Origin of the sequence: Enterobacter chuandaensis, assembly GCF_003594915.1 — a bacterium.
Lineage (GTDB): Bacteria > Pseudomonadota > Gammaproteobacteria > Enterobacterales > Enterobacteriaceae > Enterobacter > Enterobacter chuandaensis.
In genome coordinates, this window is the sequence record NZ_QZCS01000019.1 from 46,212 (window position 1) to 69,672 (window position 23,461).

At 55.8% G+C, this 23,461-nt stretch carries 24 protein-coding genes and 1 pseudogene; 17 read left to right on the forward strand and 8 right to left on the reverse strand.

Going from position 1 to position 23,461, the window contains the following annotated elements:
• The first annotated feature begins 23 nt into the window (after positions 1-23).
• Together rnr and rlmB are read left to right on the forward strand one after the other, a co-directional pair.
• A complete protein-coding gene (gene rnr / locus D5066_RS21185) occupies positions 24-2,465 on the forward strand; it encodes a ribonuclease R (protein ID WP_080328794.1) in 2,442 nt (813 codons plus the stop codon).
• A gap of 65 nt (positions 2,466-2,530) precedes the next feature.
• A complete protein-coding gene (rlmB, locus tag D5066_RS21190; RefSeq protein WP_010427468.1) occupies positions 2,531-3,265 on the forward strand; it encodes a 23S rRNA (guanosine(2251)-2'-O)-methyltransferase RlmB in 735 nt (244 codons plus the stop codon).
• 99 nt (positions 3,266-3,364) lie between these two features.
• Here the strand turns inward: rlmB and D5066_RS21195 are convergent, their stop codons facing one another.
• Positions 3,365-4,639: an MFS transporter gene (locus D5066_RS21195; protein WP_119917132.1), complete on the reverse strand. Its 1,275-nt coding sequence runs from the start codon at positions 4,637-4,639 to the stop codon at positions 3,365-3,367.
• Positions 4,640-4,833: 194 nt separating this feature from the next.
• On the opposite strand from D5066_RS21195, the pseudogene D5066_RS21200 reads away from it, so the two are divergent.
• Positions 4,834-6,454 (forward strand): annotated as a pseudogene (locus D5066_RS21200) (isovaleryl-CoA dehydrogenase).
• Here D5066_RS21200 and D5066_RS21205 read toward each other — a convergent pair.
• The 3 genes from D5066_RS21205 to bsmA all read right to left on the reverse strand — a co-directional run bounded on the left by D5066_RS21205 (position 6,451) and on the right by bsmA (position 9,287).
• The gene (locus D5066_RS21205) at positions 6,451-8,382 is read right to left on the reverse strand and encodes a methyl-accepting chemotaxis protein (RefSeq protein ID WP_080328797.1); all 1,932 of its coding nucleotides are present in this window, start codon (positions 8,380-8,382) and stop codon (positions 6,451-6,453) included. The pseudogene D5066_RS21200 and the gene D5066_RS21205 sit on opposite strands and share 4 nt — an antisense overlap.
• Positions 8,383-8,554: 172 nt before the next feature.
• Positions 8,555-8,842 (reverse strand): DUF1471 family protease activator YjfN, encoded by a 288-nt coding sequence (gene yjfN / locus D5066_RS21210; RefSeq protein ID WP_080328798.1) that lies wholly within the window; start codon positions 8,840-8,842, stop codon positions 8,555-8,557.
• Between the two features lie 136 nt (positions 8,843-8,978).
• On the reverse strand, positions 8,979-9,287 hold the full coding sequence (bsmA, locus tag D5066_RS21215; protein WP_119917133.1) for a biofilm peroxide resistance protein BsmA: 309 nt from the start codon (positions 9,285-9,287) through the stop codon (positions 8,979-8,981).
• Between the two features lie 158 nt (positions 9,288-9,445).
• Between bsmA and yjfP the strand changes: the two genes are divergently transcribed.
• Entirely contained in the window at positions 9,446-10,168 is a 723-nt protein-coding gene (yjfP, locus tag D5066_RS21220; RefSeq protein WP_119917134.1) for an esterase, read from the forward strand.
• Here the strand turns inward: yjfP and ulaR are convergent.
• Positions 10,165-10,920 carry an HTH-type transcriptional regulator UlaR gene (gene ulaR / locus D5066_RS21225; protein ID WP_119917135.1) on the reverse strand — a complete coding sequence of 252 codons (756 nt, stop codon included), beginning with the start codon at positions 10,918-10,920 and terminating at the stop codon, positions 10,165-10,167. The genes yjfP and ulaR overlap by 4 nt on opposite strands.
• 110 nt (positions 10,921-11,030) lie before the next feature.
• Positions 11,031-12,095 carry an L-ascorbate 6-phosphate lactonase gene (ulaG, locus tag D5066_RS21230; protein WP_080328802.1) on the reverse strand — a complete coding sequence of 355 codons (1,065 nt, stop codon included), beginning with the start codon at positions 12,093-12,095 and terminating at the stop codon, positions 11,031-11,033.
• Between the two features lie 359 nt (positions 12,096-12,454).
• Here ulaG and ulaA point away from each other — a divergent pair, with 359 nt between their 5' ends.
• The 6 genes from ulaA to D5066_RS21260 are packed head-to-tail and all read left to right on the forward strand — an operon-like array spanning position 12,455 to position 16,862.
• Entirely contained in the window at positions 12,455-13,855 is a 1,401-nt protein-coding gene (ulaA, locus tag D5066_RS21235) for a PTS ascorbate transporter subunit IIC (protein WP_080328803.1), read from the forward strand.
• Between the two features lie 12 nt (positions 13,856-13,867).
• Positions 13,868-14,173: a PTS ascorbate transporter subunit IIB gene (gene ulaB, locus D5066_RS21240; protein WP_003856022.1), complete on the forward strand. Its 306-nt coding sequence runs from the start codon at positions 13,868-13,870 to the stop codon at positions 14,171-14,173.
• 9 nt (positions 14,174-14,182) lie between these two features.
• Positions 14,183-14,650: a PTS ascorbate transporter subunit IIA gene (gene ulaC, locus D5066_RS21245; protein ID WP_028015266.1), complete on the forward strand. Its 468-nt coding sequence runs from the start codon at positions 14,183-14,185 to the stop codon at positions 14,648-14,650.
• 12 nt (positions 14,651-14,662) lie between these two features.
• The gene (ulaD, locus tag D5066_RS21250; protein WP_023334265.1) at positions 14,663-15,313 is read left to right on the forward strand and encodes a 3-keto-L-gulonate-6-phosphate decarboxylase UlaD; all 651 of its coding nucleotides are present in this window, start codon (positions 14,663-14,665) and stop codon (positions 15,311-15,313) included.
• 9 nt (positions 15,314-15,322) lie between these two features.
• A complete protein-coding gene (locus tag D5066_RS21255) occupies positions 15,323-16,183 on the forward strand; it encodes an L-ribulose-5-phosphate 3-epimerase (protein WP_119917136.1) in 861 nt (286 codons plus the stop codon).
• The gene (locus D5066_RS21260; RefSeq protein ID WP_119917137.1) at positions 16,176-16,862 is read left to right on the forward strand and encodes an L-ribulose-5-phosphate 4-epimerase; all 687 of its coding nucleotides are present in this window, start codon (positions 16,176-16,178) and stop codon (positions 16,860-16,862) included. The genes D5066_RS21255 and D5066_RS21260 overlap by 8 nt, the downstream gene beginning before the upstream one ends.
• Before the next feature lie 139 nt (positions 16,863-17,001).
• Here the strand turns inward: D5066_RS21260 and yjfY are convergent, their stop codons facing one another.
• On the reverse strand, positions 17,002-17,277 hold the full coding sequence (yjfY, locus tag D5066_RS21265) for a DUF1471 family protein YjfY (protein WP_080328807.1): 276 nt from the start codon (positions 17,275-17,277) through the stop codon (positions 17,002-17,004).
• Between the two features lie 341 nt (positions 17,278-17,618).
• On the opposite strand from yjfY, the gene rpsF reads away from it, so the two are divergent.
• The 5 genes from rpsF (at position 17,619) to D5066_RS21290 (ending at position 20,139) form a co-directional block, all read left to right on the forward strand.
• On the forward strand, positions 17,619-18,014 hold the full coding sequence (rpsF, locus tag D5066_RS21270) for a 30S ribosomal protein S6 (protein ID WP_014068637.1): 396 nt from the start codon (positions 17,619-17,621) through the stop codon (positions 18,012-18,014).
• A 6-nt stretch (positions 18,015-18,020) separates the two neighbouring features.
• On the forward strand, positions 18,021-18,335 hold the full coding sequence (gene priB / locus D5066_RS21275) for a primosomal replication protein N (protein ID WP_028015270.1): 315 nt from the start codon (positions 18,021-18,023) through the stop codon (positions 18,333-18,335).
• 4 nt (positions 18,336-18,339) lie between these two features.
• On the forward strand, positions 18,340-18,567 hold the full coding sequence (rpsR, locus tag D5066_RS21280; RefSeq protein WP_000135199.1) for a 30S ribosomal protein S18: 228 nt from the start codon (positions 18,340-18,342) through the stop codon (positions 18,565-18,567).
• Between the two features lie 41 nt (positions 18,568-18,608).
• Complete coding sequence (gene rplI, locus D5066_RS21285; RefSeq protein ID WP_006810372.1) at positions 18,609-19,058, forward strand: 50S ribosomal protein L9; 450 nt, start codon at positions 18,609-18,611, stop codon at positions 19,056-19,058.
• Positions 19,059-19,209: 151 nt separating this feature from the next.
• Positions 19,210-20,139 carry a DMT family transporter gene (locus D5066_RS21290; RefSeq protein ID WP_119917138.1) on the forward strand — a complete coding sequence of 310 codons (930 nt, stop codon included), beginning with the start codon at positions 19,210-19,212 and terminating at the stop codon, positions 20,137-20,139.
• A 46-nt stretch (positions 20,140-20,185) separates the two neighbouring features.
• Here D5066_RS21290 and D5066_RS21295 read toward each other — a convergent pair whose 3' ends face one another.
• Positions 20,186-20,824 carry an OapA family protein gene (locus tag D5066_RS21295; protein WP_119917139.1) on the reverse strand — a complete coding sequence of 213 codons (639 nt, stop codon included), beginning with the start codon at positions 20,822-20,824 and terminating at the stop codon, positions 20,186-20,188.
• 233 nt (positions 20,825-21,057) lie between these two features.
• Between D5066_RS21295 and bamJ the strand changes: the two genes are divergently transcribed.
• Together bamJ and cycA are read left to right on the forward strand one after the other, a co-directional pair.
• The gene (bamJ, locus tag D5066_RS21300; protein WP_008502892.1) at positions 21,058-21,678 is read left to right on the forward strand and encodes a BamJ family beta-barrel-assembly machinery protein; all 621 of its coding nucleotides are present in this window, start codon (positions 21,058-21,060) and stop codon (positions 21,676-21,678) included.
• Positions 21,679-21,990: 312 nt separating this feature from the next.
• Complete coding sequence (cycA, locus tag D5066_RS21305; RefSeq protein WP_119917140.1) at positions 21,991-23,400, forward strand: D-serine/D-alanine/glycine transporter; 1,410 nt, start codon at positions 21,991-21,993, stop codon at positions 23,398-23,400.
• The last annotated feature ends 61 nt before the right edge of the window (positions 23,401-23,461 follow it).

Below are 23,461 nucleotides of genomic sequence, written 5' to 3' on the forward strand. Positions count from 1 at the left end.
GAGCTGACAACGGAGGAACCGACATGTCACACGATCCTTTCCAGGAACGCGAAGCCGAAAAATACGCGAATCCTATTCCCAGCCGCGAGTTCATCATTGAACACTTAACTAAACGCGAAAAACCCGCCAATCGTGAAGAACTTGCCGTTGAATTAAACATTGAAGGCGAAGAGCAAATTGAAGCCCTTCGCCGCCGCCTGCGCGCGATGGAGCGTGACGGGCAGCTGGTCTTTACCCGCCGCCAGTGCTACGCGCTGCCAGAACGCCTCGATCTGCTGAAAGGGACCGTTATTGGTCACCGTGACGGCTTCGGCTTCCTGCGCGTGGAAGGCCGTAAAGACGACCTGTACCTTTCATCTGAACAGATGAAGATGTGTATCCACGGCGACCAGATCCTGGCGCAGCCGCTGGGTGCTGACCGTAAGGGCCGCCGCGAAGCGCGCGTGGTTCGCGTGCTGGTGCCGAAAACCAGCCAGATTGTGGGCCGCTACTTTACTGATGCGGGCGTGGGCTTCGTGGTGCCGGACGACAGCCGCCTGAGCTTCGACATCCTCATCCCGCCTGAAGAGGTGATGGGCGCGCGCATGGGCTTCGTGGTGGTAGTGGAACTCACCCAGCGCCCAACCCGTCGCACCAAAGCGGTCGGAAAAATCGTCGAAGTGCTGGGCGACAACATGGGCACCGGCATGGCCGTTGATATGGCGCTGCGCACGCATGAAATTCCTTACGTCTGGCCGAAAGCGGTTGAAGAACAAATTTCCGGCCTCCGCGAAGAGGTGCCTGAAGAATCTAAAGCGGGCCGTGTGGATCTCCGCGATCTGCCGCTGGTAACGATCGATGGTGAAGACGCCCGCGACTTCGATGATGCCGTCTACTGCGAGAAAAAACGCGGTGGCGGCTGGCGTCTGTGGGTCGCGATCGCGGATGTCAGCTATTACGTTCGCCCGCATACGCCGCTGGATAACGAGGCGCGCAGCCGTGGTACCTCGGTTTACTTCCCGTCTCAGGTAATACCGATGCTGCCGGAAGTGCTCTCCAACGGCCTGTGCTCCCTGAACCCGCAGGTTGACCGTCTCTGTATGGTTTGTGAGATGACCATCTCCAACAAAGGGCGCTTAACGGGCTACAAATTCTACGAAGCGGTGATGAGCTCTCACGCGCGTCTGACCTACACCAAGGTCTGGCATATGCTGCAGGGCGATCAGGATCTTCGTGAGCAATATGCGCCGCTGGTCAAACATATTGAAGAGCTACATAACCTCTATAAAACGCTGGATCAGGCGCGCGAAGAGCGCGGCGGGATCTCGTTTGAGAGTGAAGAAGCGAAGTTCATCTTCAACGCCGAGCGTCGTATTGAACGTATCGAGCAGACCCAGCGTAATGATGCGCACAAGCTGATCGAAGAGTGTATGATCCTGGCGAACATCTCGGCGGCGCGTTTCGTTGAGAAAGCGAAAGAGCCTGCGCTGTTCCGTATTCACGATAAGCCGTCTACGGAAGCCATCACCGCGTTCCGTTCTGTGCTGGCTGAACTCGGTCTGGAGCTGCCGGGAGGCAATAAGCCTGAGCCGCGCGATTACGCCGAGCTGCTGGAATCCATTAGCGATCGTCCTGACGCAGAAATGCTGCAGACGATGCTGCTGCGCTCCATGAAGCAGGCGATTTACGATCCGGAAAACCGGGGCCACTTCGGCCTGGCGCTGCAGTCTTACGCGCACTTTACCTCGCCGATCCGTCGCTATCCGGATCTGTCACTGCACCGCGCGATCAAGTATCTGCTGGCGCAGGAGCAGGGTCATAAAGGGAACACCACCGAAACCGGCGGCTATCACTACTCAATGGAAGAGATGCTGCAGCTGGGTCAGCACTGCTCCATGACCGAGCGCCGTGCTGATGAAGCCACGCGAGACGTAGCGGACTGGCTGAAGTGTGACTTTATGCTGGACCAGGTGGGCAACGTCTTTAAGGGCGTGATTGCCAGCGTGACCGGCTTTGGTTTCTTCGTTCGTCTGGACGAGCTGTTCATTGACGGTCTGGTGCACGTCTCCAGCCTGGATAACGACTACTACCGCTTCGATCAGGTCGGCCAGCGTCTGATTGGCGAGTCTGGCGGCCAGACCTACCGTCTGGGCGACCGCGTGGAAGTGAAGGTGGAAGCCGTGAATATGGACGACCGTAAAATCGACTTCAGCCTGATCTCCAGCGAGCGCGCGCCGCGTAACGTGGGTAAAACTGAGCGTGAAAGGGCGAAAAAAGGCGGAAACGGCAAAGCGAGCGGTAAACGTCGCCAGGCGGGCAAAAAGGTAAACTTCGAGCCGGACAGCGCGTTCCGCGGCGAGAAGAAGCAGAAGCCAAAGGCGGCGAAGAAAGAGGCTCGCTCAGCGAAAAAGCCTTCCGCGAAGACGCAGAAAATTGCTGCCGCAACAAAAGCGAAGCGCGCAGCCAAGAAAAAGCAGGCGGAGTAATTCTCCCCTCACCCTGACCCTCTCCCCAACCGGGAGAGGGGAAATACTTATTACGAGAACCATCAATGAGTGAAATGATTTACGGCATCCACGCGGTGCAGGCCCTCCTCGAGCGCGCACCGGAGCGTTTTCAGGAAGTGTTTATTCTGAAAGGGCGTGAAGATAAGCGTCTGATGCCGCTGATCCACGCGCTGGAAGCGCAGGGCGTGGTGATCCAGCTGGCGAATCGCCAGTTCCTGGATGAGAAAAGCGAAGGTGCGGTTCACCAGGGGATCATTGCCCGCGTGAAGCCGGGTCGTCAGTATCAGGAGAACGATCTCCCGGATCTGATTGCCGAGCTGGATAATCCGTTCTTCCTGATCCTGGATGGCGTCACCGATCCGCATAACCTCGGCGCGTGCCTGCGTAGCGCCGATGCGGCGGGCGTGCATGCGGTTATCGTGCCGAAAGATCGCTCCGCGCAGCTGAACGCGACGGCGAAGAAAGTGGCCTGCGGCGCGGCGGAAAACGTTCCGCTGATCCGCGTGACCAACCTGGCGCGCACCATGCGTCTGCTGCAGGAAGAGAACATCTGGATCGTCGGCACCGCCGGTGAAGCGGATCATACCCTTTATCAGAGCAAAATGACCGGCCGTCTGGCGCTGGTGATGGGGGCGGAAGGCGAAGGCATGCGTCGTCTGACGCGCGAGCACTGCGACGAGCTGATTAGCATCCCGATGGCGGGCAGCGTCTCGTCCCTGAACGTTTCCGTTGCGACGGGTATCTGCCTGTTTGAAGCGGTGCGTCAGCGGGGAGAATAAACAGCAAGGCCGTCCACAGGACGGCCTTTAGTGTTTTCTCCCTATCCCTCTCCCCGTGGGATAGGGTCGGGGTGGTGAGGGCACCAGACGGTGACAGCCTCATTCCTCCAGCGACCGCAAATGGTCATCCTTCCTCAGCGTCATCAGCGCGAAAATACTCACTACCGCCGTTGCCATCACGTAGTACGCCGGAATATCCAGATTGCCCGTCTCTTTAATCAGCCCGGTAATAATCAATCCCGCGCAGCCCGAGAAAATCGCGTTCGACAGAGAATAGGCCAGCCCAAGCCCCGTATAGCGCACGCGCGTCGGGAACATCTCAGACAGCATTGCCGGCCCCGGCCCTGCGAGCATCCCCACCAGACCGCCCGCAATCAACACCACAATCGCCTTCACCGCCAGCGCGCTGGACTCCGCCTGCAAAATTTTCAGCAGCGGCAGGGCAAGGACCAGCAGCAGCGCGGTGGCGATGATCATCACCGTGCGCCGCCCGATCCTGTCGCTCAGTATGCCCGATGGAATGATGGTGAGCGCAAAACCAAGGTTAGAAATCACCGCGATCAGCAGCGCCTGGTTAAACCCGGTATGCAGCGCCGACTGCAGATAGGTCGGCATGATCACGAGGTAGGTATAACCCGCCGCGGACCAGACCATCACGCGGCCAATGCCCATCAGGATGATTTTGAGCGTGGCGGATGTACTGGCCTGAGCAATAACCGGTTTTTCCTTCTGCTGCACAAAGCTCGGCGTCTCTTCCATACTCACCCGTAGCCATAGCGCCACCGCGCCCATCGGCAGGGCAAGGAAGAATGGAATGCGCCAGCCCCAGTCGTGCAGGGCTTCAGGCGTGAGGAGGGCTGAGAGCAGCGCGACAATACCTGCGCCCGCTAACAGCCCGAGCGCCACGGTAAAGGATTGCCACGCGCCGTACAGCCCGCGCTTGCCGCGCGGGGCGAATTCTGTCATCAGTGAGACGGCTCCGCCGTACTCGCCCCCCGCGAAAAGCCCCTGCAGGATGCGCAGCAGCGTAATCATCAGCGGCGCGGCAATGCCTATAGTGGCGTAGACGGGCACGATGCCGATGGCCGTGGTGGCGAGCGTCATCAGCACCAGCACAACGATCAGCGTCGGCTTCCGGCCAATCCTGTCACCAATGCGGCCAAAGACCACCGCGCCAAGCGGGCGGAAGAAGAAGGCGATGGCGAACGAGGCCCAGGTGAGGATCAGGCTGGTGAGTGCCGCTTCCCCCTCAAGCTGGAAGAAGTTCTTCGCAATCACGGTTGCCAGAAAACCGTAGACCGCAAACTCATACCACTCGATAAAGTTACCAATAGAGCCTGCAATTAATGCACGCTTGTGCGCATCCTGTTGCATAACGACCTCACAAAGACGGGGTAAGAATAAATTATTCAGCATAAGCGGAGTAATGAAATAGTTTATTCTTATGTTCTGTGAGCTATTTCACGAATGATATCAATGCGATCGTCGTCCTGTGACTCCCCTCCCATGCAGCGCGCAAGCCCTCTGTCCATACTTGTACATATTGCCAATGAAAGGAGGGAGACAGCATGCACTGGCAGACCCATACCGTTTTTAATCAACCCGCTCCACTCTCTAACAGTAACCTTTTCCTCTGACTGCGCCCTGCGCGACGCGGTTGCGCGCGAGGGAGCCGAGTGGGATATGGATCTTCTTGCCAGCATCGGACAACAGTTAGGCACGGCGGAGTCGCTGGAGCTGGGCAGGCTGGCGAACGTTAACCCGCCGGAGCTGCTGCGTTACGATGCCACGGGAGAGCGGCTGGATGACGTTCGCTTTCACCCCGCCTGGCATCTTCTGATGCAGGGACTCTGCGCTAACCGGGTTCACAATCTGGCGTGGGAGGAGGAGGCGCGAAAAGGCTCTTTCGTCGCCAGGGCCGCGCGCTTCGTGCTCCATGCTCAGGTTGAAGCGGGGACGTTATGCCCGGTGACCATGACCTTCGCCGCCACGCCGCTGTTGCAACAGTCGCTGCCCAAACCGTTTCATGACTGGTTAACGCCGCTGATGAGCGATCGCTACGATCCCCATCTCGCCCCGGGCGCGCAAAAACGCGGCCTGCTGATCGGCATGGGGATGACGGAAAAACAGGGCGGCTCAGATGTGCTCAGCAATACCACCAAAGCGGAAAAATGCAGCGATGGCAGCTACCGGCTGGTGGGCCACAAATGGTTCTTCTCCGTGCCGCAGAGTGATGCACATCTGGTGCTGGCGCAGGCGAAAGGCGGTTTGTCCTGCTTTTTTGTCCCGCGTTTCTTACCCGACGGGCAGCGCAACGCCGTACGGCTGGAACGTCTGAAAGACAAGCTCGGCAACCGCTCGAACGCCAGCAGCGAGGCGGAGTTCCTTGATGCCTCCGGCTGGCTGCTGGGTGAAGAGGGCGAAGGCGTGCGGCAGATCCTGAAGATGGGCGGGCTGACGCGCTTCGACTGTGCCCTTGGCAGCCATGGGCTGATGCGTCGGGCGCTCTCGGTGGTGCTTTATCATACCCATCAGCGGCAGACCTTCGGCAAAAACCTCATCGATCAGCCGTTAATGCGTGAAGTGCTGAGCCGTATGGCGCTGGTGCTGGAGGGGCACACGGCGCTGCTGTTCCGTCTGGCCCGGGCGTGGGACAACCACACCGACCCGCAGGAGGCTGCCTGGGCGCGGCTTTTCACCCCGGCCGCAAAATTCAGCGTGTGCAAAGCGGGCATCCCGTTTGTGGCGGAGGCGATGGAGGCGCTGGGCGGAATTGGGTATTGCGAGGAGAGTGAGCTTCCCCGCCTGTATCGCGAGATGCCGGTGAACAGCATCTGGGAAGGATCGGGAAATATCATGTGCCTGGACGTGCTGCGCGTGCTGGCGAAGCAGCCAGGGATCCACGACCTGCTTGCCGATGAGTTTGCTCAGGTCAAAGGGCAGGACAGACATTTCGATCGCAGCTGGCGGCAGTTACAGCAGAAGCTGCGTAAACCACAGGAGGCGCAGGGGAGGGAGATCGCGCAGCAGCTCTTTTTACTGGGTGCTGGAAGTCAGATGCTGCGGCACGCATCGCCTCCCGTGGCGCAGGCGTGGTGCCGCATGATGCTGGATACCCGTGGCGGTACGCTAATGAACGAGCAGGTGCGTAACGATCTGCTGCTGCGCGCCACGGGCAGGGTGGGCTAGCGCTTAAGCTGGAACAGGCTCACCAGTTGGGTGAGGTGTGACCCTTTCTCGCGCAGCGTGTGCGCGGTTTGCTCGCTGCGCGAGACGCGATCGGCGTTGATATGCGACGCTTCGCCAATGTGGGTCATGGCCAGATTCACCTGGCCAATCCCGGCGGACTGCTCGCGTGATGCGTGGTTAATCTCCGTGACCAGCTGGCTGATGTTATCGATATGAACGATGATAGAGTCCATCGCCAGACGCGTCTGTTCTGACAGCGCGTGGCCCTCGCTCACTTTTCGCAGCGTATCGCCAATCAGCTGTTCAATCTCTTTCACCGCGTTGGCGCTGCGCCCTGCCAGGGCGCGAACTTCCTGCGCGACCACCGCAAACCCTTTTCCGTGCTCGCCTGCGCGTGCCGCTTCTACCGCCGCATTCAGCGCCAGAATGTTGGTCTGGAAGGCGATGGATTCGATCACGCGGGTAATGTCTTCAATGCGTTTTGACGCTTCGCGAATGTCATCCATCGTGGCAACCGCATGGGTGACCGTCTCGCCACCCTGATGAACCGCGCGTGAGGTTTCACCGACCAGCTGCTGCGTTTGCTCCATGTTGGCGGCATTTTGCTGCACGGTCGCGGCCAGTTGTTCCATGCTGGCGGAGGTCTCTTCAACGCTGCTGGCCTGCTTGTTAATTTGCTCTGAAATCTCGCCGGTATCGGAAGCCAGCGCATTGGTGCCCAAATGGATCTCGCCCGCGGCTTCACGCACCTGCAGGACAATTTTTTGCAGCCCCTCGCCAATACCGTTGATGGCATCAACCAGCTGACCGACCTCATCCTGACGGGTGACGGGCAGGCTGGATCGCAAATCCCCTGCGGCATACTGGCGCGCCAGTTCGATCACGTTTCGCAGCGGGCGGGTCAGCATTCGGCGGATGAGCACCACAAACAGGCCCGCGAAGAGGGCAGATAACGCTACGCCTGCCAGCAGGAAACGGTCGCGCATGGCGTTAACGCTGGAGAGCAGGACCGATTTATCCACTTCACCGACGATGGTCCAGTTCCAGCCCGGCAGCGGGGTATAGGCCATTTTCAGCGTGCGGCCATCTTCGCTTACGCGCTCCAGCGTGCCGGAGGAGTCGCTCAGCAATTGCTGTTGGGTCGCGCCGTCCCACTTCGGCTGTTTTCCCTCTTCGCTGGCGTGAAACAGGTACTGACCGCGCGTTTTGCCGCTGCTGCGGTCCAGCACAAAGAAGTGCCCGCTCTCGCCCAGGCGGCGGTTGAGGATTTTCTCGCGCATGACGTTCCAGGAGTGACTGATATCCACCCCAACAAAGATAATCCCGATAACCTGACCTTCACTGTTCTTCACGGGCTGGTACTGGGTGATGTAGCGCTTGCCAAACAGGAGCGCCAGACCTCGGTACACCTCGCCTTTAGTGACAGAGGCAAACGCCGGGCTGGTGTTATCCAGAACTGTCCCCATAGCGCGATCCCCATTCTCTTTGCGCAGGGATGTGGCAACGCGAATGAAGTCGTTACCGCTGCGAACAAACAGCGTGGAGATTGCTCCCGTACGATTCAGAAAGTCATCAGAAAACGTCGTGTTTTCATGGAGCTCAGTGTCGCCCCCTTTCAGCAGGGGAACGGTGAGCCCGTTAATGGTCCGGGTCTGCTGAGTATCGACGCTAAACGGCTGGGGCAGAAATGTCGTAAACAACCTGGTGTAGCTTTCGACTTCCTCGCTCAGGCTGGTATTAAACATCTGCACCATGTCGACCATACCGGTGGACTGATTATGCAGATCTTCGACCGCAAGGGCTTCAAGCTGCTGGCTGGCTTTTTGGCTGAGCAGGAAAGTGAATAGCAGAAACAGCGTGGCGACACTGACGCCAGTCAGCAGCGACAGCTTTGTTCCAAGGCCCGCACGGCGGAAAAAATTGATCATAAATTGCTCATCATTGAAAAGGTATGGTTCTTCAACGGCAGAGCGGGGATTACGTTTACTGAATTAATGTAACAAAATGTTATTTAATTGTTTTTGTGCGGTTTTATAAAAGATAAAAAATTTGCAAAAACGAAAAGCCACTAAAAATAAGTGGCTTTTATCAGGAGGGATTTTACACGTAGAGAATGGCCTGTACCCGCCAGTGGTCGATGTGGTTATCTTCCTGCATCTGGATGATGCGATACCATGACGCACCCTGCTCATCGGCCTTTAATGCCACGATACGTTCAACGTCTTGCGGGCTCCCCGAAATGTTATTGACGGAGATTTGGCCTATTTCATTCAGACCTGTTACGCAATCCGCACTGGCGAATTCTGCTGACTGCGCGGTGGTGCTCACAAGGCCTGCAGAGAGCAACAGAGAGGTCAAAGCAAGAGTTCGTTTCATCGTCAGCTCCATTTCACATATTTCCGGTATCCGCCGGGCAATCCTTCGCGAATAAACTCCCATTTCTTGTCGCTGGCATGGAGTTTATTGTGGACAGGAAAATGTCTATGGACGCAAAGCAGTGTAAATGTCGTTCAAAGGTAAACCATTATTTACGGTACAAAATTGCCTGTGAATACCACTGTCCCGTTATGATGGTTTCGTCGATCATAATAATGACGTAATAATCTGCTTTGGCGGCGACGGCTTGTGCCTTTATTGCGTCTTCTGCGTCATCCGGCGAACCGCGAACCAGCGCGGAGACGGTGCCCATTCGCTGTAATCCTTCCGTCTGATTACGACGAATCTCCTGCGGATGATCGGCAACCGGGGGAGCGGGTTGCGGTGTTCCCTGCAGGGCGCTACAGCCACTGAGCAGCAACGCCAGCAATAAAGCAGCAAACCTGTGCATAACCATATCTCATTTCCTGTTAGCCATAGTGTAGTTGTCTGCGAATTTAGTTTTGGGGGAATGTTCCCGAAGTGTTATCTGGGACGTAATTTTCGAATGAAAATAGCGTCAAACCGTAATCCAGTTCTCAACATTATGAATCATTCATTCGTACAGGGTCGACAATGATTGAAATTGAAATACGCCCTCTCGGCGACCATGAAATTTTACACGCCGTACCGGCGGGGAAACGTGATAAACCGCTGCCTGTTGTGGTTTTTTATCATGGGTTTACCTCATCGAAGCTGGTTTACAGTTATTTTGCGGTGGCGCTGGCGCAGGCGGGTTTTCGCGTGGTGATGCCGGATGCGCCTGACCACGGCGCGCGCTTCACGGGCGGTGAACATGCGCGGTTTGGGCAGTTCTGGCACATTCTGCACGGCAGCCTGACCGAGTTTGCCGGGTTGCGCGATGCGCTCTATGAAGCCGGGCTGGTGGCCGACAATCGGCTGGCAGTGGCCGGGGCGTCGATGGGCGGCATGACGGCGCTGGGGATTATGACGCATCATCCAGAAGTGCGGTCTGTCGCCTGTCTGATGGGCTCGGGCTATTTTACCTCGCTGGCGAAGACGCTTTTTCCCCCTCAGGATTTAACGGAAATTACGGCGATGCTGGCAGAGTGGGAAGTGACCCGGGCATTGCCGCGCCTGGCCGATCGCCCGCTGCTGCTGTGGCACGGTGATGCGGACGATGTGGTCCCGCCCGATGGAACCTTCCGTCTGCAGCAGGCGTTAATAAATGAAGGACTGGACGGTAATCTGACCTGTTTGTGGGAGTCGGGCGTTCGCCACCGCATCACGCCAACGGCGCTGGACGCTACGGTGGCGTTTTTCCGCCAGCATCTTTAAACCCGCAGGACTTTTACCCCTTGATCTTCCAGCTTCTGGAGGATCTCCGGGTTAGCCCCTTTGCCGGTGATGACCATGTCGATCTGTTCTGCGCGGCTGAACAGCATGCCTGCGCGTTCACCGACTTTACTGCTGTCGACCAGCACAACGAGCTTGCCCACCACGTTGAGCATGTTTTGTTCCGCCATCGCGGTCAGCATATCGGTTTTATACAGGCCGTCAGCGGTCAGGCCTTTGCCGCTGGTAAACATCCAGTGCCCGGCGTAGAGGCTGTTTTCGCTGTCCTGAGGGCTGAGCGTGATGGACTGGCTTTTGTTGTACTGGCCGCCCATGATCACGACGCTCTCATGTTCCTGATCGATCAGGTAGTTGGCGAGCGGTAAGTAGTTGGTAATGATTTGCACCGGCTTGCCGCACATTTCACGGCCCAGCAGAAACGCCGTGGAGCCGCAGTTGATGACGACACTCTCACCCGGGTTCACCTGCTGCGACGCTGCTCTGGCAATCCGTACTTTTTCATCATGATTCTGCGCCTGGTGGATATTCATCGGCGTCCAGCGTGGGCGCTGCTGGCTGATGGCTTCCGCGCCGTTGCGGACTTTCTTCAGCTTACCGCTCTCATCCAGCTTATTAATGTCACGCCGCGCGGTCGCCGGGGAAATCCCTAAACGTTCGATCACTTTCTCGACGGTGATAAACCCTGTTTGCGCCAGGAGTTCCAGTAAAATTTGATGCCGTTGCGCTTCCGTCATGAGCTATTCCGATAAGAATTGATTTGAAAAGATGATATTTGAAATAGCGTGAAATTACTAAAAGAAATATGAAATCGCCAGACACAGGGTCTGGCGATGTGGCCTCGCAATCAGAGGAAGGATTTGAACGGTAGGTCTGGCTCAATAGTGAAGCAATCATCGAAACCGCGTGGGTAGTGATACTCGAGATTGTCTTTGTCCAGAGGCCAGGTGAACTTGCCGCCTACCTGCCAGATAAATGGCTTGAAGCCGTACTTCAGGCGGTCTTTTTTCATCTCCCACAGCACGCGGATTTCCTGCGGATCGGCCTGGAAGTTTGACCAGATATCATGGTGGAACGGGATCACCACTTTGGTGTTGAGCGCTTCCGCCATGCGCAGCATATCGGCGCTGGTCATTTTGTCGGTGATGCCGCGCGGGTTTTCGCCGTACGAGCCCAGCGCCACGTCAATCTGATGTTCGTTGCCGTGCTTCGCGTAATAGTTGGAGTAGTGGGAGTCACCGCTGTGGTACAGAGAACCGCCCGGCGTTTTGAACAGGTAGTTCACCGCACGCTCGTCCATACCGTCTGGCAGCACGCCTGCGGCTTTCTGATCGGCCGGCAGGGTAATCAGCGCGGTACGGTCAAAGGCATCCAGCGCGTGGATTTCAATGTCTTTGATTTTCACCACGTCGCCAGGCTTCATGACGATGCAGCGCTCTTTCGGCACGCCCCAGCCAATCCAGAGATCCACGCAGGTTTGCGGCCCGATAAACGGCACGTCGTCCGCACAGTTTTGCATTACCGCTGCCGCCACGTTCACGTCGATATGATCGTTGTGATCGTGGGTAGAGAGAACGGCGTCGATCTGACGAATGGCAAAAGGATCAAGCACAAACGGCGTGGTGCGCAGGTTCGGCTGCAGTTTTTCCACACCAGCCATACGCTGCATCTGATGGCCTTTTTTCATCAGCGGATTACCGTGGCTCTGTTTGCCGGTGCCGCACCAGAAATCGACGCAGATATTGGCACCGCCTTCAGATTTCAGCCAGATACCGGTGCAGCCCAGCCACCACATTGCAAACGTGCCAGGAGCAACCTGTTCCTGCTCGATCTCTTCGTTCAGCCAGCTACCCCATTCCGGAAAGGTGCTCAGAATCCATGATTCACGGGTAATGGATTTCACTTTACTCATCGTTTTGACTCCTTGGTTTAATCAAAAGTAATCATATGGTGATTTGTTGTGATTAATGCTGGCACTATTTGACGTGCTTTGCAATGGTGAAAATGAGTAATTTTATCTGCCCGACCTCACGGACTCTCCATGAATTACTTGTTAGATTATCGTGTATCAACCATTAATTTAATGAATTGTAAGGGTTAATTTATTCCTGTGGTACGGTAGTGAAAATCATTACTAACAGCATGGAAATAAATTGCGTGATGCGTCACAAATAATCAAATGCAATCTTGTGGTGATTATTTGTGATTAATAGAGTGATGGCACCAACCACACAGGGATTGCCCCTCGTGTTCTCATTTCTGGAGAGAGTTATGGAGATCCTCTACAACGTCTTTACCGTTTTCTTTAATCAGGTAATGACCAACGCCCCGCTGCTGCTGGGCATCGTGACGTGCCTGGGTTATATCCTGCTGCGCAAAAGCGTGAGCGTGATTATTAAAGGCACCATCAAAACCATTATTGGTTTCATGCTGTTGCAGGCGGGGTCAGGCATTCTGACCAGTACCTTTAAGCCGGTCGTCGCCAAAATGTCTGAGGTGTATGGCATCAACGGCGCGATCTCTGATACCTACGCCTCCATGATGGCGACCATCGATCGCATGGGTGATGCCTACAGCTGGGTGGGTTATGCGGTCCTGCTCGCGCTGGCGCTCAACATCATTTATGTGCTGCTGCGCCGCATTACCGGTATTCGCACCATCATGCTTACCGGGCATATCATGTTCCAGCAGGCTGGGCTGATCGCGGTTTCTCTCTATATCTTCGGCTACCCAATGTGGACCACGATTATCTGCACCGCGGTGCTGGTCTCGCTCTACTGGGGTATCACCTCCAACATGATGTACAAGCCAACGCAGATAGTGACCGACGGCTGCGGTTTCTCCATCGGTCATCAGCAGCAGTTTGCCGCCTGGCTTGCTTATAAAGTTGCGCCGTACCTGGGTAAAAAAGAAGAGAGCGTTGAAGACCTTAAGCTACCTGGCTGGCTGAATATCTTCCACGACAACATCGTTTCAACCGCGATTGTGATGACCATCTTCTTCGGCGCCATTCTGCTCTCTTTCGGCATTGATGTCGTGCAGGCAATGGCGGGTAAAACCCACTGGACGGTCTATATCCTGCAGACCGGTTTCTCCTTCGCGGTGGCGATTTTCATCATCACTCAGGGCGTGCGTATGTTCGTCGCCGAGCTGTCGGAAGCCTTCAACGGCATCTCTCAGCGCCTGATCCCCGGCGCGGTACTGGCGATTGACTGTGCGGCTATCTATAGCTTTGCGCCAAACGCCGTCGTCTGGGGCTTTATGTGGGGCACCATCGGCCAGCTGATTGCGGTGGGCATCCTGGTCGGCTGCGGCTCCTCAATCCTGATTATTCCTGGCTTTATCCCGATGTTCTTCTCCAACGCCACCATCGGCGTGTTTGCTAACCACTTCGGCGGCTGGCGAGCGGCGCTCAAGATCTGCCTGGTGATGGGCATGGTGGAAATCTTCGGTTGCGTGTGGGCGGTCAAGCTCACCGGTATGAGCGCCTGGATGGGCATGGCGGACTGGTCAATTCTGGCACCGCCGATGATGCAGGGCTTTGCCTCCGTCGGTCTGGTCTTTATGGCCGTCATCATCCTGATTGCTCTGGCTTATATGTTCTTCGCTGGCCGTTCGCTGCGAGCTGAAGAAGATGCGGAAAAACAAACAGCAGAAGTGTCTGCTCATTAAGGAGTTTCGATTATGACCGTACGTATCCTGGCTGTGTGTGGCAATGGGCAAGGTAGCTCCATGATCATGAAGATGAAAGTGGACCAGTTTTTAACCCAGTCAAACATCGACCACACGGTGAACAGCTGCGCAGTGGGTGAATACAAAAGTGAACTGAACGGCGCGGACATCATCATCGCTTCAACTCACATTGCCGGTGAGATTAGCGTGTCGGGCAACAAATATGTGGTAGGTGTGCGCAACATGCTGTCGCCTGCGGATTTCGGGCCAAAACTGCTGGAAGTGATCAAAGAACACTTCCCACAAGACGTGAAGTAAGGACGCCGCATGAAACTACGTGATTCGCTGGCAGAGAATAACTCCATCCTTTTACAGGCCGACGCCAGCACCTGGCAGGAAGCGGTGAAGCTGAGTGTGGATCTGCTGGTTAAGGCGGACGTTGTCGAGCCGCGCTATTACCAGGCCATTCTGGATGGCGTGGCGCAGCACGGCCCCTATTTCGTCATTGCGCCGGGCCTGGCGATGCCGCACGGCCGCCCGGAAGAGGGCGTCAAGAAAACCGGCTTCGCACTGGTGACGCTGAAAACGCCGCTGGTGTTCAACCACGAAGATAACGACCCGGTCGATATCCTGATCACCATGGCGGCCGTTGATGCCAATACCCACCAGGAGGTGGGCATCATGCAGATCGTCAACCTGTTTGATGACGAAGCCAATTTTGACCGTTTACGCGCCTGCCGCACCGCGCAGGAAGTACTGGATTTAATTGATAACGCCACAGCGGCGGCCGTTTAAGAGGAATTGAACATGTCATTACCAATGTTGCAAGTTGCGCTGGATAACCAGACGCTGTCTCACGCTTACGAAACCACCCGCCTGATTGCGGAAGAGGTGGATATCATCGAAGTGGGGACCATTCTGTGCGTGGGCGAAGGCGTGCGCGCCGTTCGTGACCTGAAGGCGCTCTATCCGCACAAAATCGTGCTGGCGGATGCCAAAATTGCCGACGCAGGCAAAATCCTCTCCCGCATGTGCTTCGAAGCCAACGCCGACTGGGTCACCGTGATCTGCTGCGCAGATATCAACACCGCCAAAGGTGCGCTGGACGTGGCAAAAGAGTTTAACGGCGACGTGCAGATTGAACTGACCGGCTTCTGGACCTGGGAGCAGGCGCAGGAGTGGCGCGACGCGGGCATCCAGCAGGTGGTTTACCACCGCAGCCGCGATGCTCAGGCCGCAGGCGTGGCGTGGGGAGAAGCCGATATCAGCGCCATCAAACGTCTGGCGGATATGGGCTTTAAAGTCACCGTCACCGGTGGCCTGGCACTGGAAGATCTGCCGCTGTTCCAGGGCATCCCTATTCACGTCTTTATTGCTGGCCGCAGCATTCGCGACGCGGCATCTCCGGTGGAAGCGGCGCGTCAGTTCAAACGCTCAATCGCTCAGCTTTGGGGTTAAGGAGCGGTTATGTTGTCAAAACAGGTTCCGCTTGGCATCTATGAAAAGGCACTCCCTGCGGGGGAGTGCTGGCTGGAGCGGTTACAGCTGGCAAAACAGCTGGATTTCGATTTTGTCGAAATGTCAGTGGATGAGACGGACGAGCGTCTCTCTCGCCTGGACTGGAGCCGCGAACAGCGCCTGGCGCTGGTGAGCGCCATTGCCGAAACCGGCGTGCGCGTGCCGTCCATGTGTCTGAGCGCCCACCGTCGTTTTCCGCTCGGCAGTGAAGACGATGCCGTGCGTGCACAGGGGCTGGAGATTATGCGCAAAGCCATTCGCTTTGCGCAGGATGTCGGCATCCGCGTGATCCAGCTGGCGGGTTATGACGTTTACTATCAGGAAGCCAACGATGAAACGCGCCGTCGTTTCCGTGACGGCCTGAAAGAGAGCGTTGAGATGGCAAGCCGCGCGCAGGTCACGCTGGCGATGGAGATCATGGACTACCCGTTGATGAACTCCATCAGCAAGGCGCTGGGCTACGCGCACTATCTGAATAACCCCTGGTTCCAGCTTTATCCTGATATCGGCAACCTGTCGGCGTGGGATAACGACGTGCAGATGGAGCTGCAGGCGGGCATCGGACATATCGTGGCGGTGCACGTTAAAGATACCCGTCCTGGCGTGTTTAAAAACGTACCGTTCGGCACTGGGGTGGTGGATTTCGAACGGTGCTTCGAAACGCTCAAACAGACAGGCTATTGCGGGCCGTACCTGATTGAGATGTGGAGCGAAACGTCTGACGACCCGGCCACGGAAGTGGCAAAAGCGCGGGACTGGGTGCGCGAGCGGATGGCGCGGGCGGGTTTGCTGGAGGTTGCACATGCTTAAGCTGAAACAGCAGGTCTTTGAGGCCAATATGGATCTGCCACGCTATGGCCTGGTGACGTTCACCTGGGGCAACGTGAGCGCCATCGACCGCGAACAAGGTCTGGTTGTGATCAAGCCGAGCGGCGTGGCGTATGACACCATGAAAGCTGACGATATGGTGGTGGTCGACCTCGAAGGAAACGTCGTTGAGGGCAAATGGCGGCCCTCTTCGGACACGGCTACCCACCTGGCGCTGTACCAGCGTTATCCGTCACTGGGTGGTGTTGTGCATACCCACTCCACGCACGCCACCGCCTGGGCACAGGCGGGGTTACCCATCCCGGCGCTGGGCACGACGCATGCGGACTACTTCTTCGGTGACATTCCCTGCACGCGGGTATTATCGCAGGCTGAAGTAGAAGGGGAGTACGAACGTAACACCGGTAAGGTGATTATCGAAACGCTGGGTGAAGCTGAACCGCTGCATACGCCGGGGATTGTGGTGTACCAGCACGGTCCGTTCGCCTGGGGTAAAGATGCCCACGACGCGGTACATAATGCTGTCGTGATGGAGGAGGTGGCTAAAATGGCGTGGATTGCTCGCGACATTAATCCACAGCTTCAGGGCATTGATGATTACCTGATGAACAAGCATTTCATGCGCAAGCACGGCCCGAATGCCTACTACGGGCAGAAGTGAATAAGTGCTCTGGAATACCAAAAACAGTTGTAACCGGTGGTATTCCGGAGCCATTCACAAAAAAAGCCCCCGGGCAGGGGGCAACGTCAACTATGGCTATGTTCTCGTTGTTGTCTTTCCTGGTGCTAGCGTTAAAGCGTTACCGGTAGATATCTGCACTGGCGTGCATGTTGCCGTTGCTGCCGGGCTCACGAGTTAACATCACGTGGTAATAGGTTGCGCCCCGGGCATCGGTCTCTTCGTTTAGTGCCTGATCTGCTTCGCTTTCAGTGGCGAAATTATGGTTGATATAGATTACGCCCAAGCTTTGCACATCATCCATGTTTCTGGCCTGTCGGCCGTCTAGTTTGATGGCTGCCATCGCGTTTGCACTGAGCAAAAGCGCCGCCATTATGGCTACTGCGATTTTTTTCATGATATGCGCTCCACGACTGCATGCTGCGAAAGGGGGGATGCTCCTTCTTTAATTCAAGTGATCTCTGATTAAAGTGTAATCATTCATCCGGCGGGGATGCGTGACCATTTCTGATGCAGTTGTTCAAAAAAACAACGCTTCCTGATGCGATTAATTTTAAATCACCCACTTAGACCAGCTTTACGCTTTGTGCGAATTATTTGTGCAATCAGCTTGAGTTTCCTGGGGCGCGCAAGTATTATGACGCGTCAATTTTTCAGCCGACCTTTAACACGTTCCTTGCCTCCCCGGGCCTCGGCTGACCCAGACAGGAGGCTGAATAATCCGTAAGGAGCAATTCGATGCGTCATTACGAAATCGTTTTTATGGTCCATCCTGACCAGAGCGAACAGGTTCCGGGTATGATCGAGCGTTACTCTGCTGCCATCACTGGTGCAGAAGGTACGATCCACCGTCTGGAAGACTGGGGCCGCCGTCAGTTGGCTTACCCGATCAACAAACTGCACAAAGCACACTACGTTCTGATGAACGTTGAAGCGCCGCAGGAAGTGATCGATGAGCTGGAAACTACCTTCCGCTTCAACGATGCCGTTATCCGCAGCATGGTTATGCGTACCAAAAACGCAGTTACCGAAGCATCTCCGATGGTTAAAGCGAAAGACGAGCGCCGTGAGCGTCGCGATGATTTCGCAAACGAAACCGCAGATGATTCTGATGCTGGGGATTCTGAAGAGTAATTTCTGATGACCAACCGTCTGGCGTTGTCCGGCATCGTATGCAGGGCTCCCCTTCGAAAGGTCAGTCCATCAGGAATTCCGCATTGCCAGTTCGTGCTTGAGCATCGTTCTGTGCAAGAGGAAGCCGGGTTTCACCGGCAGGCGTGGTGCCAAATGCCCGTTATTATTAGCGGACACGAAAACCAGGCCATTACTCACAGTTTAACGGTCGGTAGCGCAGTAATCGTTCAGGGGTTCATCTCTTGCCACAAGGCAAAGAACGGCCTGAGCAAAATGGTTCTGCATGCCGAGCAGATTGATTTGATAGATACTGGAGACTAGCCATATGGCACGTTATTTCCGTCGTCGCAAGTTCTGCCGTTTCACCGCGGAAGGCGTTCAAGAGATCGACTATAAAGATATCGCAACGCTGAAAAACTACATCACCGAAAGCGGTAAGATTGTCCCAAGCCGTATCACCGGTACTCGTGCAAAATATCAGCGTCAGCTGGCTCGCGCTATCAAACGCGCTCGCTACCTGTCCCTGCTGCCGTACACTGATCGTCATCAGTAATCGGGCACGGTCCATTAATACGACTTTAAGAGGATAAGGTAATGCAAGTTATTCTGCTTGATAAAGTAGCAAACCTGGGCAGCCTGGGTGATCAGGTTAACGTTAAAGCGGGTTACGCACGTAACTTCCTGGTTCCACAGGGTAAAGCTGTTCCAGCTACTAAGAAAAACGTAGAGTTTTTCGAAGCACGTCGCGCTGAACTGGAAGCCAAACTGGCTGACGTTCTGGCGGCTGCTAACGCTCGCGCTGAAGCAATCAACGCACTGGGCACTGTTACCATCGCTTCCAAAGCTGGCGACGAAGGTAAACTGTTCGGTTCCATCGGTACCCGCGATATCGCTGATGCAGTTACTGCAGCAGGCGTTAAAGTGGCTAAGAGCGAAGTTCGCATGCCGAACGGCGTTCTGCGTACCACTGGTGAGCACGAAGTTGACTTCCAGGTTCACAGCGAAGTGTTCGCTAAACTGGTTGTTAACGTTGTAGCTGAGTAATTTTTACTCTGCTCGCGTCGAAGCGCCGGCCTTGTGCCGGCGTTTTGCTTTTTAACGCTACCAGAAATTCTCTTTTTATCTCGTATGGTCGCTATTCCTGACGTATTCTCTGATAATAAAATGAAACGCAATTTTATTTATGAGATTTGTCATGGATACCGCTCTGCCCACGCCCGTCTTTGCCCGTCGACATGTGGCCTACGCCTGCGCCACGCTCTGCTGCCTGCTCTGGGGTAGCTCGTACCCTGCCATTAAAAATGGCTACGAACTCTTTCAGATTGCGACCGATGATATTCCATCCAAAGTCGTTTTTGCCGGATACCGTTTTCTGTTTGCCGGCGCCTTGCTGCTGCTGTTTGCGCTGGCCCAACGAAAACCGATTGGCAGGCTCACACCCACGCAGTTTGGCCAGCTTACGATCCTCGGGCTGACCCAGACGACCATTCAGTACACTTTCTTCTATATAGGCCTGGCCTACACGACGGGGGTGAACGGCTCAATCATGAACGCCACCGGAACCTTCTTCAGCGTGCTGCTGGCACACTTTATCTACCACAATGACAAACTCAGCTATAACAAAACGCTGGGCTGTATTCTTGGGTTTGCCGGGGTGATGCTGGTGAACTTCCACAGCGGGTTGAGCGATTTCCAGTTTATCTGGAAAGGCGACGGTTTTGTGGTGCTGGCGGCTTTTATTCTCTCTGCCGCCACGCTTTACGGGAAACGTATTTCCCAGACCGTTGACCCAACGGTGATGACTGGCTGGCAGCTGGCGATCGGCGGGGCTGCGCTGGTTGCGGGAGGTTATGCCACGGGCGGGACGCTGGAAGTGCACAGCATGAAAGCCGTTGCGGTGCTGGGGTATCTGACGCTGCTCTCATCGGTGGCGTTCGCCCTCTGGAGCGCGCTGCTGAAAGTGAACCGGGTAAGCATGATTGCTCCGTTCAACTTTGTCATTCCTGTTGCAGGGACGGTGCTTTCCGCCATTTTCCTCGGCGAAAACATTCTGGATATCAAATACGCAATTGCGCTGGTGCTGGTCTGCTCGGGGATCTGGTGGGTGAATAAGCGGAACGCCTGAGAACAAAAGTGCCGGGTGGCGGCTTCGCCTTACCCGGCCTGTGCCATTAACGTGCTCTGATAAAACTGCCGTCCGGCTGGCGGGTAAACAGCACCTGCTGCCCATTTCCGGTATCAATGGTCAGCCCGGTGACCACGCCGCTGGCGTTCTGACGAATCTGTACCATCTGGCCGTTCTGCAGGTTACTGAGCGGTTTACCTGCGCCTTCCACTTTTGCCATGGCATACACGTCGGTCGGCGGCAGGTTGTGGTCGCGGAACAGCTGCGCAAGGGTTTTGCCTGACTCCACGCGATAGGAACGCCACTGCTGCTCAATGCCGGTAGGCTGCTGAGTTTGCGGCTCAGACGGTGCTGCGGCCTGCTCCTGCTCATCCTGAACGGGTTCGGGTTCAACAGGCGCGACCTGACCCGGATCGTTAGACGGGGTTACCAGCTGCGTCTGCATCGGCTGCGCGTCAGGCTGCGGCCGCGTTTGCGACTGAAGATCCAGCTGCGCATTGCGGGTGACCGGCGCGGTATCGACATCATCACCGCCAGAAGGAAGCAGGAAGCCCACGATGACCATCAGCGCACCAATGATGATCCCTCTGCGGTGCAGAGGAGGCAGCGGATCCATAATGCGAAAATTATCCGGCGCCTGCCAGATTTTCGCCAGGGTAGGTTTCAGTTCAAATCGCCCGGGCATGGCTCTCCTCCTGCTCCGCGTCTTTTATATCCTGTGCTTCGAAGTATAGTTCGCTAACTGCCTGAGCGACGTAGCAAACTGGACATCTGTGACATCAGTTCGGGATTAATCCTGGTTGTCTCTATTGTTTCTGTTTCGTCGCGGTTTGTCACCTTAACTTAAGACAAAGTTTTACCCATAAGGGCATGGCTGATATGCTGCCCGCTACTTTAAATGTGATGGAAGGAAAACCCATGACCACCCCGACTTTTGACACTATCGAAGCGCAGGCAAGCTACGGTATCGGCTTGCAGGTAGGACAGCAGCTGAGCGAATCCGGCCTGGAAGGTCTGTTACCTGAAGCGCTGGTGGCGGGTATCGCTGATGCGCTGGAAGGCAAACAGCCTGCCGTTCCGGTTGACGTTGTGCACCGTGCGCTGCGTGAAATCCACGAACGTGCTGACGCCGTGCGTCGTGCGCGTTTCGAAGAGATGGCCGCCGAAGGCGTGAAATACCTGGAAGAGAACCGCGAGCGTGAAGGCGTGAACAGCACCGAATCCGGCCTGCAGTTCCGCGTAATCAACCAGGGCGACGGCGCAATTCCTGCGCGTACCGACCACGTTCGCGTGCACTACACCGGTAAACTGATCGACGGTACCGTGTTCGACAGCTCTGTTGCGCGCGGCGAACCAGCTGAATTCCCGGTCAACGGCGTGATCGCAGGCTGGATCGAAGCTCTGACCCTGATGCCAGTGGGTTCCAAATGGGAACTGACCATCCCTCACAACCTGGCTTACGGCGAGCGCGGCGCTGGCGCGTCCATCCCGCCATTCAGCACCCTGGTATTTGAAGTCGAGCTGCTGGAAATCCTGTAATCGACTTTTCTTATTTCCTCTCTCCGCCCGGGGAGAGGAAAATAGTGATAAAACCTATAGTTACGACGGAATCAACATTTTATCTTGCAAACGAAACTGTTGCGTGTATTTTTGTGAGCTGTTTCGCGCTGCATGAGTGATATGACACTCACTTTCAACATATTATTAACATAATATCTAAATCATAGTATTCATCCCGCCGATTCTTACCTAATATCGATAAACCCTTACAAAGGGACCGTCATTTATTTGACGTTTTTAAAGGCCAGAAGAGCCTTAACAACACAGACAGGCATAAACAGGAAAAATTACATGGTAGATCAGGTCAAAGTCGCCGCTGCAGAAGAGGCGACGTCTGAACAGTCGCTACGGCGCAATCTCACAAACCGTCATATACAGCTTATCGCCATCGGCGGTGCCATCGGCACCGGGTTGTTTATGGGGTCGGGCAAAACCATCAGTCTTGCCGGGCCGTCGATCATTTTCGTCTATATGATCATCGGTTTTATGCTCTTCTTCGTGATGCGTGCAATGGGTGAATTGCTGCTCTCGAACCTCGAATACAAATCCTTCAGCGACTTCGCGTCGGACCTGCTCGGCCCGTGGGCGGGCTATTTTACCGGCTGGACCTACTGGTTCTGCTGGGTGGTCACCGGCATGGCGGACGTCGTGGCGATTACCGCCTACGCGCAGTTCTGGTTCCCGGGGCTGTCGGACTGGGTCGCCTCGCTGGCGGTGATTATTCTGCTGCTGAGCCTGAACCTCGCCACCGTGAAAATGTTCGGTGAGATGGAGTTCTGGTTCGCGATGATCAAGATTGTCGCTATCGTAGGGCTGATTGTGGTGGGGCTGGTGATGGTCCTGACGCATTTCCAGTCGCCGACTGGCGTTCAGGCGTCGTTTACCCATCTGTGGAATGACGGCGGTTGGTTCCCGAAAGGCATCAGCGGCTTCTTTGCCGGTTTCCAGATTGCGGTATTTGCGTTTGTGGGGATTGAACTAGTGGGAACCACGGCTGCGGAAACCAAAGATCCGGAGAAATCCCTGCCGCGCGCCATCAACTCCATTCCGCTGCGCATTATTATGTTCTACGTCTTCGCGCTGATTATCATCATGTCCGTGACGCCGTGGAGCTCGGTGGTGCCAAACAAGAGCCCGTTCGTTGAGCTGTTCGTGCTGGTAGGACTGCCTGCTGCCGCGAGCCTGATTAACTTCGTGGTGCTGACCTCTGCGGCCTCTTCCGCGAACAGCGGCGTGTTCTCAACCAGCCGCATGCTGTTTGGTCTGGCGCAGGAGGGCGTGGCGCCGAGCGCCTTTGCGAAACTCTCTAAGCGTGCGGTGCCGGCGAAAGGGCTGACCTTCTCCTGCATGTGCCTGCTGGGTGGCGTGGTGATGCTCTACGTGAACCCAAGCGTGATTGGCGCGTTCACCATGATCACCACGGTCTCGGCGATCCTGTTCATGTTCGTCTGGACCATTATCCTGTGCTCGTACCTGGTGTACCGCAAACAGCGTCCGCACCTGCATGAGAAGTCGATCTACAAGATGCCGCTGGGCAAGCTGATGTGCTGGGTGTGTATGGCGTTCTTCGTGTTCGTGCTGGTGCTGCTGACGCTCGAAGATGACACCCGTCAGGCGCTGATCGTCACGCCGCTGTGGTTTATCGCGCTGGGGCTGGGCTGGCTGTTTATCGGTAAGAAACGTATGGCAGGCATGCGTTAAGCATGTTGCCGGGTGGCGCTGACGCTTACCCGGCCTACGTTCGAGGACGTTGTAGGCCCGG

Bases quoted from the DNA above. Each gene is read 5' to 3' on its own strand.
- rnr (WP_080328794.1), top strand. From the start codon at position 24: ATGTCACACGATCCTTTCCAGGAACGCGAAGCCGAAAAATACGCGAAT.
- rlmB (WP_010427468.1), top strand. From the start codon at position 2,531: ATGAGTGAAATGATTTACGGCATCCACGCGGTGCAGGCCCTCCTCGAG.
- D5066_RS21195 (WP_119917132.1), bottom strand. From the start codon at position 4,639: ATGCAACAGGATGCGCACAAGCGTGCATTAATTGCAGGCTCTATTGGT.
- D5066_RS21205 (WP_080328797.1), bottom strand. From the start codon at position 8,382: ATGATCAATTTTTTCCGCCGTGCGGGCCTTGGAACAAAGCTGTCGCTG.
- yjfN (WP_080328798.1), bottom strand. From the start codon at position 8,842: ATGGAGCTGACGATGAAACGAACTCTTGCTTTGACCTCTCTGTTGCTC.
- bsmA (WP_119917133.1), bottom strand. From the start codon at position 9,287: ATGGTTATGCACAGGTTTGCTGCTTTATTGCTGGCGTTGCTGCTCAGT.
- yjfP (WP_119917134.1), top strand. From the start codon at position 9,446: ATGATTGAAATTGAAATACGCCCTCTCGGCGACCATGAAATTTTACAC.
- ulaR (WP_119917135.1), bottom strand. From the start codon at position 10,920: ATGACGGAAGCGCAACGGCATCAAATTTTACTGGAACTCCTGGCGCAA.
- ulaG (WP_080328802.1), bottom strand. From the start codon at position 12,095: ATGAGTAAAGTGAAATCCATTACCCGTGAATCATGGATTCTGAGCACC.
- ulaA (WP_080328803.1), top strand. From the start codon at position 12,455: ATGGAGATCCTCTACAACGTCTTTACCGTTTTCTTTAATCAGGTAATG.
- ulaB (WP_003856022.1), top strand. From the start codon at position 13,868: ATGACCGTACGTATCCTGGCTGTGTGTGGCAATGGGCAAGGTAGCTCC.
- ulaC (WP_028015266.1), top strand. From the start codon at position 14,183: ATGAAACTACGTGATTCGCTGGCAGAGAATAACTCCATCCTTTTACAG.
- ulaD (WP_023334265.1), top strand. From the start codon at position 14,663: ATGTCATTACCAATGTTGCAAGTTGCGCTGGATAACCAGACGCTGTCT.
- D5066_RS21255 (WP_119917136.1), top strand. From the start codon at position 15,323: ATGTTGTCAAAACAGGTTCCGCTTGGCATCTATGAAAAGGCACTCCCT.
- D5066_RS21260 (WP_119917137.1), top strand. From the start codon at position 16,176: ATGCTTAAGCTGAAACAGCAGGTCTTTGAGGCCAATATGGATCTGCCA.
- yjfY (WP_080328807.1), bottom strand. From the start codon at position 17,277: ATGAAAAAAATCGCAGTAGCCATAATGGCGGCGCTTTTGCTCAGTGCA.
- rpsF (WP_014068637.1), top strand. From the start codon at position 17,619: ATGCGTCATTACGAAATCGTTTTTATGGTCCATCCTGACCAGAGCGAA.
- priB (WP_028015270.1), top strand. From the start codon at position 18,021: ATGACCAACCGTCTGGCGTTGTCCGGCATCGTATGCAGGGCTCCCCTT.
- rpsR (WP_000135199.1), top strand. From the start codon at position 18,340: ATGGCACGTTATTTCCGTCGTCGCAAGTTCTGCCGTTTCACCGCGGAA.
- rplI (WP_006810372.1), top strand. From the start codon at position 18,609: ATGCAAGTTATTCTGCTTGATAAAGTAGCAAACCTGGGCAGCCTGGGT.
- D5066_RS21290 (WP_119917138.1), top strand. From the start codon at position 19,210: ATGGATACCGCTCTGCCCACGCCCGTCTTTGCCCGTCGACATGTGGCC.
- D5066_RS21295 (WP_119917139.1), bottom strand. From the start codon at position 20,824: ATGCCCGGGCGATTTGAACTGAAACCTACCCTGGCGAAAATCTGGCAG.
- bamJ (WP_008502892.1), top strand. From the start codon at position 21,058: ATGACCACCCCGACTTTTGACACTATCGAAGCGCAGGCAAGCTACGGT.
- cycA (WP_119917140.1), top strand. From the start codon at position 21,991: ATGGTAGATCAGGTCAAAGTCGCCGCTGCAGAAGAGGCGACGTCTGAA.